A 13,712-nucleotide genomic window follows, 5' to 3' on the forward strand; every position below is an offset into this window, starting at 1 on the left:
AATCTTTTCAACTGCTTACTTATTTATAAAATAGTCTTCCTTGGTCAAGACATAATGAACTCTTGTGATAATTCGACCTGGTTCTTTATTATCCATTCTGGCATAGGGTTCTTCGTGGGAAAAACGCATACCTGATTTCTCCATGACCTTTCCTGATGCGGGATTGTCTTTATCGTGAAGAGCGGTCAACTTGTTCATTCCAATCTTCTCAAAAGCCAGTTCAATCACGGCACGATTGGCTTCTGTCATCAATCCCTGATTCCAATATTTTTTATTGATAATGTAGCCAATGGCTGCCTTCTTAAGAACAGTATCGATCTTGTGCAAATCAATGGTTCCGATAAACTGGCCAGTGCTTTTTAGTTCGATTCCCCACCGTCCCAAGGGATTAGCCAAGTAAAACTGAGCAATGTTATTCTTAGTTTCTTCTAAGCTTTGATTTGTTGGAAAAGTGTAGCGTGTATTTTCTCTGTCTGAGGCATACTCAAACATAGTTTCTGCATCGTCCAAGGTTACAGGTCGGAGCAATAAACGCTCCGTTTCTATAGATGGATACTGGGCAAATTTCACAAATATTGATTCCATGCTTTTTCCTCCATTAGAGCTTGATTCTCACTAGTCTAGCATAAATAAATTTGAATGACAAGTTTTTCTTGATTTTTGAAGCGGTTTCATATACAATAAAACCATCACATTTTTGATTTATGAACTGAAATGTGACAACTAAAACAAGACCGTCAATTGAAAGGTAGGTTATCTCTATGTTAATCGGAATTCCAAAAGAAATTAAAAATAATGAAAACCGCGTTGCCCTCACTCCTGCTGGCGTCCATAGTTTAGTCAGCCGTGGACATCGTGTTCTCATCGAAACAAATGCTGGTCTCGGTTCAGGATTTACTGATGCAGACTATCAAAAGCAAGGAGCTGAGATTGTCGCTACTGCTGCCGAAGCCTGGGCTGCCGAGTTGGTCGTGAAAGTAAAAGAACCACTAGCTTCTGAATATGGTTATCTGCGCGACGATCTTCTCCTCTTCACCTACTTGCACATGGCCGCTGCTCCAGAATTAGCAGATGCCATGCTAGCAGCAAAAACAACAGGAATTGCCTATGAAACTGTTCGTGACAATCAAGGACAACTACCGCTCCTCGTTCCTATGAGTGAGGTTGCAGGTCGTATGGCTGTTCAAATCGGAGCCCACTTCCTTACTAAGCAAGCTGGTGGCTCTGGTGTTCTACTTGGTGGTGTACCAGGTGTTCCAAAAGGAAAAGTAACCATCATCGGTGGTGGTGTCGTCGGTACACATGCTGCCCGCATCGCCCTTGGTCTTGGTGCTCAAGTGACTATTTTAGATATCAGTGCGAAACGTCTCTCAGTTCTAGAAGAAGTCTTTGGAAACCAAATCCAAACTCTTATGTCTAATTCATTCAACATCGAAGCAAGTGTGAGAGATGCTGATGTAGTGATTGGTGCGGTTCTCATCCCTGGTGCCAAAGCACCGAAATTGGTGACGGATGAGATGGTCAAACAAATGCGTCCAGGCTCTGTCATCGTTGATGTTGCCGTTGACCAAGGTGGTGTTATCGAGACAGCTGACCGTGTGACAACGCACGATGAACCTGTCTATGAAAAATACGGTGTTCTCCACTATGCCGTTGCCAATATCCCTGGTGCGGTTGCCCGTACTTCAACCATCGCCCTAACCAATGTCACTCTTCCTTATATCGAAGCATTGGCTGGCAAAGGATTCGCACAAGCAATTGCTGAAGATGAGGGCTTGCGTCAAGGTGTGACCACTTATAAAGGTTACTTAACTAGCCTCCCAGTTGCTCAAGGTCTCGATAAAGATTATACGTCTATCGACGAACTTGTTTAAAACTAGACACTCATTAAAAAAGCAGTTCACGTCTGAACTGCTTTTTTGCTATTCTGTTTCTTGGTTCTTTTCTTCAACCTTAACTGGAATTGGTTCATAGGCTCGGATAATTTGAGCGACAACTGGATGGCGAACCACATCCTTGGCTGAAAAATGAACAAAGTCAATTTGGTGAATGTTCTTAAGCTTTTCTTGGGCATCAATCAAACCTGACTTGACGTTCCGAGGTAGGTCAATCTGGCTAATATCACCATTAACAATCATTTTTGAATTAAATCCAAGACGAGTCAAGAACATCTTCATCTGCATGATGGTCGTATTTTGTGCCTCATCTAAAATGACAAAGGCATCATCCAAGGTCCGTCCACGCATGTAGGCGAGGGGCGCGATTTCGATAATTTCACGCTCCATGAGACGAGTCGTCTGATCTTTGCCGAGAATCTGATACAAGGCATCATAAACTGGTCGAAGATAAGGATCCACCTTCTCCTTAAGATCACCCGGAAGAAATCCTAGACTCTCACCTGCTTCCACTGCTGGACGAGTAAGGATAATCCGCTTGACTTGCCCACGTTTAAGGGCAGTTACTGCCAAAGTCACTGCAAGAAAGGTCTTCCCTGTCCCTGCTGGTCCGATTCCAAAGGTCACATCATGCTGTTTGACACTGTCCACATAAAGTTTTTGACCTAAGGTTTTGACACGAATAGGTTTCCCAGTATTATCCTTGATGATTTCTTCTTCGTAAAGGGCGACAAACTTGTCGATTTCATCGTTTTTGACCATGCTAATCGCAGTCACCACATCTGGCGTGCTAACGGTCATTCCTCGATTCACCAAGACCATCAAAGCCTGGATAACCTGACGGGCTTCCTCACAGGCAGACTCTTCTCCGATAACCTGCACAATCTCCGTACGAGCATGAATCACAACATCGAGCTCTTCTTCCATCAAACGAAGATGGCGCTCATTGGATCCAAAAAGATGAAACAGGTCATCTGGATGACTCAGTTGAATGTCTATTGAATGTTCCTTCAAATAAAGAACCTCTCTAATCCGTTTATTTCTTTATATTATAGCAAAGAGAACAATAAAATACTAGCCTCATCTCATTGTCTCTAGTGTTCTAAGTATTCTTGCCAGATGGCGTCAAAGTCTCCTAAGTTAAAAGAGAAACTGGCATGCTCCTCTAAAAAGCGACTCACCTCATCAAAATCATCCGTGTGTTTTGGGAAGGCTGACTCCTCAAAAGCGAGGTCTGCCAAGATGGCTTTGGGGCTATTACTTTTAGGATTGCGCTCGGTCATGAGCCAAGTGTAAAATGATTTTCTCAATTCTTTCTCCTATCAAGATTTTTTAATGACACTTTTCTGATTCTTGAAAATTACTGGACTTAGCCTCTGAAACGTAGTGGTTTATAAAATCTGTTTTCGCATCTGTATAGGCGTCTCGATTGTGTTCAAATTGTTTCCACAAACTTAGTTTTAATTCCTGATACGCTTGGGCAATATCTGGATGCTGGCAGAGATAATCTCTAAAATAAATCTCGTCATGATCTCCCGTCATTCGCAAATGTAGATGAAAAACGTTCTCAGCAAATCCCTGCTCTGTATAGCCTTTATTTAGCGAAATCCTGTTAGGACTCTCCGACATCACTAGCCAACCATTCTTCACCAATAAATCCCTGACTCTTGCTAAATCCTCTATTCTACCTACTTCTAGCAGAATATCAACGATATTTTTGGCCCAAATATTAGGGATAGCAGTGCTACCGATATGTTCTATTCTTTTAATAACATTTGCACCCAATATTTTTTTCAGACTTGTTTTTTCCGATTCATACCAGTCTTTCCACTCTGACTTGTGCTCTACTAGAAAAATAGGAAAAAGTTGCCAGAGTTCCTCTAAACTCATTTCTTCAAGTTTCTTTATCATGTCTATAAGACCTAAATCAACTCTGTACCAAACTGGTCTTGCTTGATTTTGCCAGCCTTCATCAAGCCACCGAGTGCTTTCTTGAACTGACCTTTAGAAATACCAAAGGTTGCTTTGATATCATCAGGAGATGACTTATCATTTAAAGTCATGAAACCGCCATTGCTTTCCAAGTAGGTCAAAATCATCTGAGCATCATTTTCCAACATTTCAAAGGAACGTGGTTTGAGCGATAGATTCAACGTGCGGTCCACTTCACGGAAACCGATGACCCGCGCATCTAACACTTGCCCCAAACGTGGCTCTGCGTAGCGCTCGCTAGGATGGATAAAACCAAGCATGTTATTCTCTGGCAGATAGACAAAGGTCCCTGACAGCTTGAGGCGGTAAACAATGGCTGGCCAGTTTTGGTTCTGCATGTTGTTGTAAGCAGGACGAGCCAGGCGTTGGAAATCTTCCTGATAAGCCAAAAGTCCCCAGATTCGGTCTTTCTTGTCCACTTCAAGACGGATGTAGAGTTTGTCACCTTTCTTAGGCCAGAGTTCCTTGAGCTCAGGGAGGATATCGAGTGACACAACGATTTCTTTATCAGGTAGACCGGTATCGACAAAGACACCCAAGTCCTTACGAACTTCTGTTACGGTTCCCCAGCCAAATTGGTCCTGAGTGGCAGTCACTTCTAGAGTGGTCAAGCGGAGTTTTTGCTTCATATCCGTGTAGGCAAAACCTTTGACCGAATCCCCTACCGTATGCTGACCTTCTTCCTTGGCAAGAGCATAGGTCTGACCATCCTTTTGCACAAAGTAAAAACGGTCATTTTCATCGATGATGAGTCCAACGATAAAACTTGCAAGATTTGTATTCATATTTCCTTCTTTCGAATAAAACTCAGCCAGCAATGCCAACTGAGTTTTTCTGTTTATTTTTAGACTTCCAAGATTTCTTTTTCTTTATTAGCAGTCATGTCGTCGATGTGTTTCACAGCATCGTCTGTTACTTTTTGAATATCTTTTTCAAGAGTCTTCAATTCGTCTTCAGTGATTTCTTTTGCTTTTTCTTGCTTTTTAGCTTCATCCATAGCGTCGCGACGGATATTGCGGACAGCCACTTTAGCATTTTCACCGACCTTCTTCACTTCTTTGGCAAGGTCACGACGAGTCTCTTCTGTAAGAGCAGGGATAACCAAACGGATCACAGAACCGTCATTAGCTGGTGTAATACCAAGATCAGAAGCGTTCAAGGCACGTTCGATGTCTTTCAATGAAGACTTGTCAAATGGTGTTACCAACAAAACACGCGCTTCTGGAATAGTAATTGAAGCGATTTGGTTAAGAGGAGTTTCGACTCCATAGTATTCTACATGGATACGGTCTAGCAAGCTTGCGTTGGCACGACCGGCACGGATACCACCAAATTCACGAGCAAGTGATTGATGAGACTGGGTCATTCTCTCTTTTGCTTTTTCTACAATTGCATTAGCCATAATTTTCTTATTCCTTTTCTTCGATATTGTTTGAAACTGTTGTTCCGATATTTTCACCAAATACGACACGTTTGATGTTGCCTGGTTGGTTCATATTGAAGACAACCAAGTCAATGTCGTTGTCCATAGAGAGGGTTGAAGCAGTTGAGTCCATGATACGAAGACCTTTATTGATAACATCACGGTGGGTCAATTCTTCAAACTTAACAGCTGTCTTGTCTTTCTTAGGATCGGCATTGTAAACACCGTCTACGCCATTTTTAGCCATAAGGATGGCATCCGCTTCGATTTCAGCTGCACGAAGGGCTGCTGTTGTATCTGTTGAGAAGTAAGGTGAACCAATTCCAGCACCAAAGATAACGATACGGCCTTTTTCAAGGTGGCGAAGGGCACGTCCACGTACGTAAGGTTCTGCCACTTGTTGCATAGCAATGGCAGTTTGCACACGCGTATCGACACCAACTTGCTGCAATGAATCTGCCATCACAAGAGCATTCATCACGGTCCCAAGCATTCCAGTGTAATCGGCCTGAACGCGGTCCATTCCTGCTTCTGCAGCAGGTTCTCCGCGCCAGAGATTTCCTCCACCAATAACAAGGGCAATTTCGATACCTAAGCTATGAACTTCTTGAATCTCTTTTGCGATTGTTTGAACTGTTTGGATATCAATCCCTACGCCACGTTCACCGGCAAGGGCTTCACCTGATAACTTGATTAAAATACGTTTATACTTGGGATTCGCCATTTTTACTCTCCTTTTTTTATCCTACCTATTTTATCACAATTTCTAAGATTTTTATAGTATCATGAGCAATTCTTTCAAAAAAATTAAACCGTTAAAAATTCCTCTAAGTCGGTAAGAGCACGCTCTGCAATTTTTTCATAACGAGCCTTCTTATCACGGATACGCTCGCCTTCCAACTCCTTGATAATGCCAAAGTTGACATTCATGGGTTGGAAATGTTTGCTGTCCGCATGAGTGATGTAATGAGCTAGACTTCCAATCGCTGTGGTCTCTGGGAAGATAGCTTCACTTTCACCCTTGAAGAGTCGAGCCGCGTTAATACCTGCAACCAAGCCTGAGGCTGCTGACTCAACATAGCCTTCCACACCCGTCATTTGACCAGCAAAGAAGAGGTTGGGTTGTTTCTTAGAACGATAGGTTTGCTCGAGAAGATTTGGTGAATCCATGTAAGAATTGCGGTGCATGACCCCATAACGGACAAACTCAGCGTTTTCAAGACCTGGAATCATTTGGAAAACACGCTTTTGCTCCCCCCATTTGAGGTGGGTTTGGAAACCAACGATATTGTAGAGGCTACCAGCCGCATTGTCCTGACGAAGTTGAACAACTGCATAAGGGGTTTTAAATTCGCCATCACGAGGTCCTGTGTAGTCGTCTGGATACTCCAAACCGACTGGCTTCATCGGACCATAAAGCATGGTTTTAATGCCACGCTTGGCCATGACTTCGATAGGCATACATCCTTCAAAGTACTTTTCTTTTTCAAAGGAATTGAGCGGTGCTTCTTCCGCATTGACCAAGGCTTCATGAAAATCCATAAACTCTTGCTTGGTCATTGGAGCATTGAGGTAGGCCGCCTCTCCCTTGTCATAACGAGACTTGAGATAGACCTTGCTCATATCGATAGTATTGACATCGATAATAGGCGCCGCCGCGTCATAGAAATAGAATCCATCGCCGTCATTAAGGGCATGAATCTTCTCAGCTAGAGCATCGCTGGTCAAAGGACCAGTAGCGACAACTGTAATAACATCAGTCGGCAATTCTGTAATTTCATCACGCACTACTTCGATCAAGGGGTGGTTGGACACTTTCTCAGTCACCATCTGGGGAAATCCATCTCGGTCCACCGCAAGGGCACCGCCTGCAGGAACACGTGTAGCCTCAGCAGACTCCAAGATGACAGAACCCAAGCGGCGCATTTCTTCCTTGAGGAGTCCAACGGCATTTGTCAAAGCATCCCCACGTAAGGAATTGGAACAAACCAACTCAGCAAAATTGTCTGTTTTGTGCTGGGGTGTTGACTTGATCCCACGCATTTCATAGAGTTTAACTGGAATACCACGTTCTGCGATTTGGTAAGCTGCTTCAGAACCTGCCAAACCTGCTCCGATAACATTGATATAAGATTGAGACACGACACTAATACCTCTTTGGGTGGAACCTAAGTTCATATCAAAACAAGTTACTAGACTATTTGACACCCACAAATCTTTCTAATTTTTCTTCTACTAGTATAACAAAAAAAGGGAAGAAGGCAAACTTCCCTGTTTAGTCATTTTCTTGATTTTCTTCCCATTCGTGATAGGCAGCGTAGAGTTGGCTTTTATTCCACTGGTAGAGTTTCGCAACTTCCTTAATGGCTTGATTTTTCTTCATGCCTTGTTGGATGCGTGCTTGGATATCTGAAAACAAGTCCTCCTCGTCCTTTTCCTCCACATCCTGACTGGCACCTTCAACGATGAGAAGGCATTCACCCTTGAGTGGCGTTTCAGCAATACTTTCTAGTAGCTCTGAAATCTTTCCTCGTTGGTATTCTTCATAGATTTTGGTCAATTCCCTGACCAAGACTACCGAGCGGTCACCGTAAACTACTAGCATATTTTCTAACGTATCCGCTACACGGTGGGGTGATTCATAGAAAATCTGAGTTTCTGGATAGGCTTTTTTGGCTTGAAAAAATTGCTTTTGCTGGCCTGATTTTCTCGGTAAGAAACCGTAAAAGATATGTGGCTGTGGTGCTAAACCGCTGGCAATCAAGGCAGAAATCCCTGCAGAAGCACCTGGAACGGTAACAACTGCGATTTCTTCCTCAATAGCTGCCTTGACCAAATCATGACCAGGGTCCGAGATACTAGGCAGACCCGCATCGGATACCTGAGCGATACTTTGTCCCGCTTTCAAGAAACCAATCAAATCAGGAATTTTTTCCTTGGCATTGTGCTCGTGAAAACTGATCTGCTTGGTGGAAATGTCAAAATGCTTGAGTAAAAGGCCCGTGTTACGGGTGTCCTCAGCCGCAATCCAGTCCACTTCTTTCAAGGTCTGAATGGCACGAAAGGTCATGTCATCTAGATTGCCAATCGGCGTTGCTACTAGGTAAAGCTTGCCATAGGGAGATTGTCCCTTAAAACTTTTTTGAATCTGCATGCCTACTCCCTGTATAACAACTCGTCACAGAACATACACTCCTCGTCCTGCTCTCGGCGTTGTCCATAAAAATCATTACATACGTGAAAACCGTCTTTATAGATCCGACGGACGCTTTCACGAACATGCTTAGCCTTGACGGGAGTATCTGCTTCCACCTCGCCCAAGCGTTCGCGCAACTTACTATTTTCCAATCGAAGAGCTGTATTTTCCTCTACCAGGCTCTTGAGATTTTTCTTGATGGCTTCCACATCGGCCAAGGTCACCAGTAATTGTTGGGAAAAATCATCCAGCGCGTCAAATAATTCTTTTTTGTCCATAAACCAGCCCTTTCCTTTCTTTATTCTTCATTTTGAGTTTATATTTCCTTCAAAACCAGGTATTCCAAGGCATTTTGAAAACTGACATTGGCTTGCCACATTTTTCTAGCTTCTATCAAATCTTGTAAAATCTGTCGAATCCTTGCTTGCAAGAGATCCTGCCCACAGAGGACTTCGAGGATTCGCAAAACCTGATCTTGTTTTTCCTTGTCATCTGCCAAGCTGGCTAATTTAGCAACTTGGAGATAACTTTCTTTTTTCTTAGCTAATAAACAGGTCAGCAGGCGTTCACTCTCATCGACCAAGATCCAAAAACTTGCCTGGTTTGCCAGTTTTTCTGCTTCAACACGTGATTGACAAAACTGGGCTAAGAGAGTCGCTTTTTTCTTAACTAGACCTGCTTGCTCTAATTGATGGATGAGTTTTTCTTCTTGCTTTTTAAAGTGGAAAATCTGGGTACGACTCCGGATAGTTGGCAAGATCTTTTCCTCATCGCTGGTCAAGAAGAAAATGTAAACCTCACTCTGGGGTTCTTCGATGACCTTGAGCAGAGAATTAGCCGCGTTGGGATGCATTTTCTCCGCCTGCTCAATAATAAAGACCTGCTGCTGACTTTCAATCCCTGCTTGAGAAAACTGACCCACCAATTCTCGAATTCGTTCTGTCTTGATGACCTGATTGACTGGCTTGATTAAAGTAACATCGGGAAATTCTTCCTGTTCAATCAGCTTGCAGTTTCGGCATTTCTCACATGGTAGAACGCCTACTTTATCCGTACAAAAGAGGCTCTTAGCCAAAAACTGCGCCATTTCCAAGCTTCCAAAGAAACCTGAAAAGAGATAGGCGTGATTGAGCTGGTCTTGTTCTAGGATACGGACAAAGCGGTCAAACTGGTCTGACTGCCAAGCCTTTAGTTGATCTTGTTTCATTTATCCAAGCCCATTCTGTCAAACAAGACAGCCTTGGTCGTTTCCACAACTTGCTCCAAAGGAAGACTCGCATCAATCTTGACAATGCGATTTCCTTCTTTGTCCAGAAGAGAAAGGTAGCCTTGACGGACTTTCTTGTGCAAGTCCAAGCCTTCCAAGTCCAAACGATTGACCTCGCGATCACTATTGGCAGCAATGCGAGCCAGTCCTTCTTCCACCTCAATGTCAAAATAAAGTGTCAAATCAGGTTTGAGGCCATCTGTCGCAAAGTGGTTGAGCCAATCAATGGCGTCAATATCCAAGCCACGACCAAATCCCTGATATGCAACGGAACTATCGATGAAGCGGTCCATAATGACCAACTTGCCAGCTTCAAGGGCTGGAAGAACTTTTTCCACCAAGTGCTGTCTGCGACTAGCGATATAAAGAAGAAGCTCTGTTTTAGGATCCATCTGAGTATGACTTGGATCCAAAATCACTTGACGAATTTTCTCCCCAATCAAGACTCCACCAGGCTCACGAGTCGTCAGCACTTCTACTCCTTTTTCCTCTAAAATTGGGAGCAGAGCTTCTAAAACACTGGTCTTTCCTGCTCCCTCTGGTCCCTCAAGAGAGACTAAAAATCCTTTTGACATGTCTAACTCATTTCTTTTTTTCTACCTTCTATTCTATCAAAAAAATAGGTTTTTGTGACAATCTTTTTGCGTCTTCTCCATTCAATCGACCATAAAAGAGGCTGGGAGTCATCCAACCTCTTATTTACCTAGTTCTTGTGTTCGTTTATAGGCTTGATGAACTGCGTCCATGACAGTGCCTCTAAAGGCATGTTCTTCCAGACTTGCTACACCGGCGATAGTCGAACCTCCTGGGCTGCAAACTTGGTCTTTCAAGACTCCAGGATGTTGTTGACTTTCAAGGACCATTTGTCCAGCGCCGACTACTGTTTGGGCTGCCATTTTCAAAGCCCTTTCTCGTGGCAATCCTGTCTGAACACCTGCATCTGCCAAAGACTCGATAAAGAGGTAGACAAAGGCAGGCCCACAACCAGCAAGCCCTGTCGCAGCATCAATTAAGCCATCCCCAAGTTCAACCAAGAGACCAGCCTTGGCTAAAAGCTGACAAAGGAGTTCCCTGTCCTCAGCACGACAGTTTGCTGACATGGCATAACTAATCACTCCTTGGCCGATAGCCACTGGTGTATTGGGCATGATGCGAATAATCCGGTGTTGACTTGGCAGAAGACTTGCCAGTTTTTCCAAAGTCAATCCAGCCGCCATAGAAATCAAAAGAAGACTCTCTCTTTTTTCAAGGATGGTCTGGTATTGAGCAAGCAGTTCAGAAAACTGAGCAGGCTTTACTCCTAGAAAAATCACATCTGCTTCTGCGAAGGTTTCGTCATTGCTGGAAGCCTGACCTCCAAAGTTGGCAATGAAAGCATCTACTTTCGCTTGACTACGATTGGCAAGAAGAATCTGAGTACCCGTCTTGGCCTGCAAGACAGCCTTGGCCAAGCTAGAACCCATATTCCCCAAACCGATAAATCCAATCTTCATCTCTTACTCCCTTATCTGTCCGTCACCAGTAACCACATACTTGTAGCTGGTCAACTCTTTCAAGCCCATTGGACCACGCGCATGCAGTTTCTGAGTAGAAATCCCCATCTCACATCCAAGACCAAATTGCCCACCGTCAGTGAAACGCGTTGAGGCATTGACATAAACCGCTGCTGAATCTACTTGATCTGTAAAGTAAGCTGCAGCTTCAGCATTTTCTGTCACAATGGCATCTGAATGATGGGTACTGTGGGCTTCAATATGCGCAACCGCTTCTTCTAAACTACTCACAACCTTAACCGCTAGGACATAGTCTAAAAACTCGGTATCAAAGTCTTGGGCCTCGGCTGCTCGACCTGAAACAAACTGACTTGCTTTGCTATCCAGACGGAATTGAATTGGTTCCAGTCCAGCTTCTTTTCGATCTGCAACCAGCACTTGCTCCAAGCGAGGAAGGAAGCTTGTTGCCTTGTCTTCATGAACCAGCAAGACCTCCATGGCATTGCAGACAGAAGGACGACTGGTTTTAGCATTGTTGATAATCGATAGAGCCTTGTCTTCATCTGCATCCTTATCTACATAGACATGGACAATTCCAGTTCCTGTCTCGATAACTGGCACAATGGCATTCTCAACCACGGCATTGATCAAGCCAGCACCTCCACGAGGAATGAGAAGATCTAGATAGCCCTTGGCCTTCATCATAGCATAGCTACTTTCACGGCTAGTATCTTCCACCAGTTGAATCACCTCTGGATGAATGGTAGTCGTATCCAAGCCCTTCTTCAAGGCTGTGACAATAGCACGGGCAGTTTGATAGGCATCTTTACCACTACGAAGAACGACTGCATTACCACTCTTGAGAGCCAAGGCAGCCGCATCAGACGTCACATTTGGACGACTTTCATAGATAATACCGATAACACCCATAGCCACACGTTTCTTGGTAATAAGCAAGCCATTTTCAAGACGACTTGTCTCTAGGACTTCACCAATGGGATCTGGTAAAGCAACCACTTCACGAATCCCTCTTGCCATAGCTTCTATACGTCCTTCATCCAAATAAAGACGGTCTAGCATAACATCTGAGATTTTCCCCTTGGCCACTTCCATATCGAGGGCATTTGCCACTAAAATCTCCTCAGTAGCTGCCAATAACTGATCAGCCATGGCTAGCAAGGCTTGGTTTTTCACTGCTTCACTAGCAGTATTGATTGATTTCTTAACAGCCTGTACTTGTTCAAATTGTTCTTGTGTACTTACCATCGTTCACCTCTAAAATTCTGTAAAGAGCAGCTGGATTTCAGGAGTGATGGAAATCCAGTCATCACGGTGAATCAAGACTCCCTTAGCTTTTTGAGAACGGAGCATATCTTCTAGGGCTGAGACGCCAAATTGGACACGTCCCTTTCCAAGAGATTGACCTGTTTCTTTATCTGCTACTGTTACAATATCGTTGTAAGAGAAGTTTCCTTCCACTTCTACCACACCCGATAAAAGGAGACTTTTCCCGTTTTTTGAAAGTGCCTCTGCAGCTCCACCATCTACCCAAATCGTTCCCTGACTTTGAGCATAGAAAGCCAGCCATTGTTTCTGGGTACGAAGTCCCTTCTCCTGTGCAACAAAGTAGGAACCATCCCTAGTCTCTTCAGCTGCCTCAATCAAGGCATCTGATTTCAGGGACGAGCAAATATAGACTGGCACACCCGACTCTGTTGCGATCGTAGCCGCCTTGATCTTAGTCAACATCCCACCTGTACCATTAGACGAACCTGCTCCACCAGCCATATCAATAATCTCACGATTGATAGTCTCAATTTTCTCAAGACGTTTAGCCCTTGGATCTGAGTTGGGATTTCCAGTATAGAGACCGTCTACATCCGTCAAGAGAACCAATAGGTCTGCTTGAACCATAGCCGCTACCTGAGCACTCAGAGTATCATTGTCCCCAACCTTGAGCTCATCAATAACGACACTGTCGTTCTCATTGATGATAGGAATGGCACCACGATGAAGCAATACAGACAAGGCCTGATGGGCGTTCTTATAACGACGTTTATCTACAAAATCATCCTGTGTCAGCAAGATTTGCGCAGAGACTATTTGGCGCATGAGGAGGTTGGTTGTGTATTCTTCTAGGAGCAAACCTTGTCCAACTGCAGCCGAAGCTTGTTTATCTGCAATCTTAGTCGGACGTTTTTTAAAACCCAAAGCTCCAAATCCAGCGGCAACTGCCCCAGATGACACTAAAATCAACTCATGTCCAGCCTCATGCAGCATAGCCAATTGCTGGGTAATTGCCTTTACTTTACTTCTTGATAAACTCCCGTCTTCATTTGTCAAGGAGGAAGTCCCTACCTTAAAGACGATTCGTTTGTACTTCATATTCTCACTCCGATTCTTCATATTTATCCATTATAACATGAATACTTTAAAATAGAAAAGA

16 protein-coding genes are annotated in these 13,712 nt (G+C 43.9%); 1 reads left to right on the forward strand and 15 read right to left on the reverse strand.

Going from position 1 to position 13,712, the window contains the following annotated elements; all coding sequences use genetic code 11:
- Positions 1-15 precede the first annotated feature (15 nt).
- Positions 16-585 (reverse strand): GNAT family N-acetyltransferase, encoded by a 570-nt coding sequence (locus tag NYE79_RS06290; protein WP_216728434.1) that lies wholly within the window; start codon positions 583-585, stop codon positions 16-18.
- 176 nt (positions 586-761) lie between these two features.
- On the opposite strand from NYE79_RS06290, the gene ald reads away from it, so the two are divergent.
- On the forward strand, positions 762-1,874 hold the full coding sequence (ald, locus tag NYE79_RS06295) for an alanine dehydrogenase (protein ID WP_216728435.1): 1,113 nt from the start codon (positions 762-764) through the stop codon (positions 1,872-1,874).
- 48 nt (positions 1,875-1,922) lie between these two features.
- Here the strand turns inward: ald and NYE79_RS06300 are convergent, their stop codons facing one another.
- The 14 genes from NYE79_RS06300 to proB all read right to left on the reverse strand — a co-directional run bounded on the left by NYE79_RS06300 (position 1,923) and on the right by proB (position 13,651).
- Positions 1,923-2,909, reverse strand: coding sequence for a PhoH family protein (locus tag NYE79_RS06300; RefSeq protein ID WP_216728436.1), 987 nt, complete (start codon positions 2,907-2,909; stop codon positions 1,923-1,925).
- An 80-nt stretch (positions 2,910-2,989) separates the two neighbouring features.
- Positions 2,990-3,205, reverse strand: a complete 216-nt coding sequence (locus tag NYE79_RS06305; RefSeq protein ID WP_001232084.1) for a YozE family protein — start codon at positions 3,203-3,205, stop codon at positions 2,990-2,992.
- A 22-nt stretch (positions 3,206-3,227) separates the two neighbouring features.
- The gene (locus NYE79_RS06310) at positions 3,228-3,806 is read right to left on the reverse strand and encodes a GrpB family protein (RefSeq protein WP_216728437.1); all 579 of its coding nucleotides are present in this window, start codon (positions 3,804-3,806) and stop codon (positions 3,228-3,230) included.
- An 11-nt stretch (positions 3,807-3,817) separates the two neighbouring features.
- Positions 3,818-4,672, reverse strand: a complete 855-nt coding sequence (cvfB, locus tag NYE79_RS06315) for an RNA-binding virulence regulatory protein CvfB (protein WP_071850841.1) — start codon at positions 4,670-4,672, stop codon at positions 3,818-3,820.
- A gap of 59 nt (positions 4,673-4,731) precedes the next feature.
- Positions 4,732-5,289: a ribosome recycling factor gene (frr, locus tag NYE79_RS06320; protein ID WP_001262235.1), complete on the reverse strand. Its 558-nt coding sequence runs from the start codon at positions 5,287-5,289 to the stop codon at positions 4,732-4,734.
- A 7-nt stretch (positions 5,290-5,296) separates the two neighbouring features.
- Positions 5,297-6,034, reverse strand: a complete 738-nt coding sequence (gene pyrH, locus NYE79_RS06325) for a UMP kinase (protein WP_000002996.1) — start codon at positions 6,032-6,034, stop codon at positions 5,297-5,299.
- 83 nt (positions 6,035-6,117) lie between these two features.
- The gene (gene trmFO, locus NYE79_RS06330) at positions 6,118-7,452 is read right to left on the reverse strand and encodes a methylenetetrahydrofolate--tRNA-(uracil(54)-C(5))-methyltransferase (FADH(2)-oxidizing) TrmFO (RefSeq protein WP_339293625.1); all 1,335 of its coding nucleotides are present in this window, start codon (positions 7,450-7,452) and stop codon (positions 6,118-6,120) included.
- Between the two features lie 133 nt (positions 7,453-7,585).
- Positions 7,586-8,464, reverse strand: coding sequence for a 16S rRNA (cytidine(1402)-2'-O)-methyltransferase (gene rsmI / locus NYE79_RS06335; RefSeq protein ID WP_339293626.1), 879 nt, complete (start codon positions 8,462-8,464; stop codon positions 7,586-7,588).
- A 2-nt stretch (positions 8,465-8,466) separates the two neighbouring features.
- Entirely contained in the window at positions 8,467-8,784 is a 318-nt protein-coding gene (yabA, locus tag NYE79_RS06340) for a DNA replication initiation control protein YabA (RefSeq protein WP_000358229.1), read from the reverse strand.
- A 38-nt stretch (positions 8,785-8,822) separates the two neighbouring features.
- Positions 8,823-9,713: a DNA polymerase III subunit delta' gene (locus NYE79_RS06345; RefSeq protein ID WP_227232346.1), complete on the reverse strand. Its 891-nt coding sequence runs from the start codon at positions 9,711-9,713 to the stop codon at positions 8,823-8,825.
- Complete coding sequence (tmk, locus tag NYE79_RS06350; RefSeq protein ID WP_096407625.1) at positions 9,710-10,348, reverse strand: dTMP kinase; 639 nt, start codon at positions 10,346-10,348, stop codon at positions 9,710-9,712. Before tmk ends, NYE79_RS06345 begins: the two co-directional genes overlap by 4 nt.
- A gap of 120 nt (positions 10,349-10,468) precedes the next feature.
- Positions 10,469-11,266, reverse strand: a complete 798-nt coding sequence (gene proC / locus NYE79_RS06355; protein WP_339293627.1) for a pyrroline-5-carboxylate reductase — start codon at positions 11,264-11,266, stop codon at positions 10,469-10,471.
- Between the two features lie 3 nt (positions 11,267-11,269).
- On the reverse strand, positions 11,270-12,532 hold the full coding sequence (locus tag NYE79_RS06360; RefSeq protein WP_339293628.1) for a glutamate-5-semialdehyde dehydrogenase: 1,263 nt from the start codon (positions 12,530-12,532) through the stop codon (positions 11,270-11,272).
- A gap of 9 nt (positions 12,533-12,541) precedes the next feature.
- Positions 12,542-13,651, reverse strand: coding sequence for a glutamate 5-kinase (gene proB / locus NYE79_RS06365; protein WP_227232343.1), 1,110 nt, complete (start codon positions 13,649-13,651; stop codon positions 12,542-12,544).
- Positions 13,652-13,712 lie beyond the last annotated feature (61 nt).

Origin of the sequence: Streptococcus sp. FSL W8-0197 (assembly GCF_037963785.1) — a bacterium.
Classification (GTDB): Bacteria; Bacillota; Bacilli; order Lactobacillales; family Streptococcaceae; genus Streptococcus; species Streptococcus oralis_CQ.

Bases quoted from the DNA above. Each gene is read 5' to 3' on its own strand.
- NYE79_RS06290 (WP_216728434.1), bottom strand. From the start codon at position 585: ATGGAATCAATATTTGTGAAATTTGCCCAGTATCCATCTATAGAAACG.
- ald (WP_216728435.1), top strand. From the start codon at position 762: ATGTTAATCGGAATTCCAAAAGAAATTAAAAATAATGAAAACCGCGTT.
- NYE79_RS06310 (WP_216728437.1), bottom strand. From the start codon at position 3,806: ATGATAAAGAAACTTGAAGAAATGAGTTTAGAGGAACTCTGGCAACTT.
- cvfB (WP_071850841.1), bottom strand. From the start codon at position 4,672: ATGAATACAAATCTTGCAAGTTTTATCGTTGGACTCATCATCGATGAA.
- frr (WP_001262235.1), bottom strand. From the start codon at position 5,289: ATGGCTAATGCAATTGTAGAAAAAGCAAAAGAGAGAATGACCCAGTCT.
- pyrH (WP_000002996.1), bottom strand. From the start codon at position 6,034: ATGGCGAATCCCAAGTATAAACGTATTTTAATCAAGTTATCAGGTGAA.
- rsmI (WP_339293626.1), bottom strand. From the start codon at position 8,464: ATGCAGATTCAAAAAAGTTTTAAGGGACAATCTCCCTATGGCAAGCTT.
- yabA (WP_000358229.1), bottom strand. From the start codon at position 8,784: ATGGACAAAAAAGAATTATTTGACGCGCTGGATGATTTTTCCCAACAA.
- NYE79_RS06345 (WP_227232346.1), bottom strand. From the start codon at position 9,713: ATGAAACAAGATCAACTAAAGGCTTGGCAGTCAGACCAGTTTGACCGC.
- tmk (WP_096407625.1), bottom strand. From the start codon at position 10,348: ATGTCAAAAGGATTTTTAGTCTCTCTTGAGGGACCAGAGGGAGCAGGA.
- proC (WP_339293627.1), bottom strand. From the start codon at position 11,266: ATGAAGATTGGATTTATCGGTTTGGGGAATATGGGTTCTAGCTTGGCC.
- NYE79_RS06360 (WP_339293628.1), bottom strand. From the start codon at position 12,532: ATGGTAAGTACACAAGAACAATTTGAACAAGTACAGGCTGTTAAGAAA.
- proB (WP_227232343.1), bottom strand. From the start codon at position 13,651: ATGAAGTACAAACGAATCGTCTTTAAGGTAGGGACTTCCTCCTTGACA.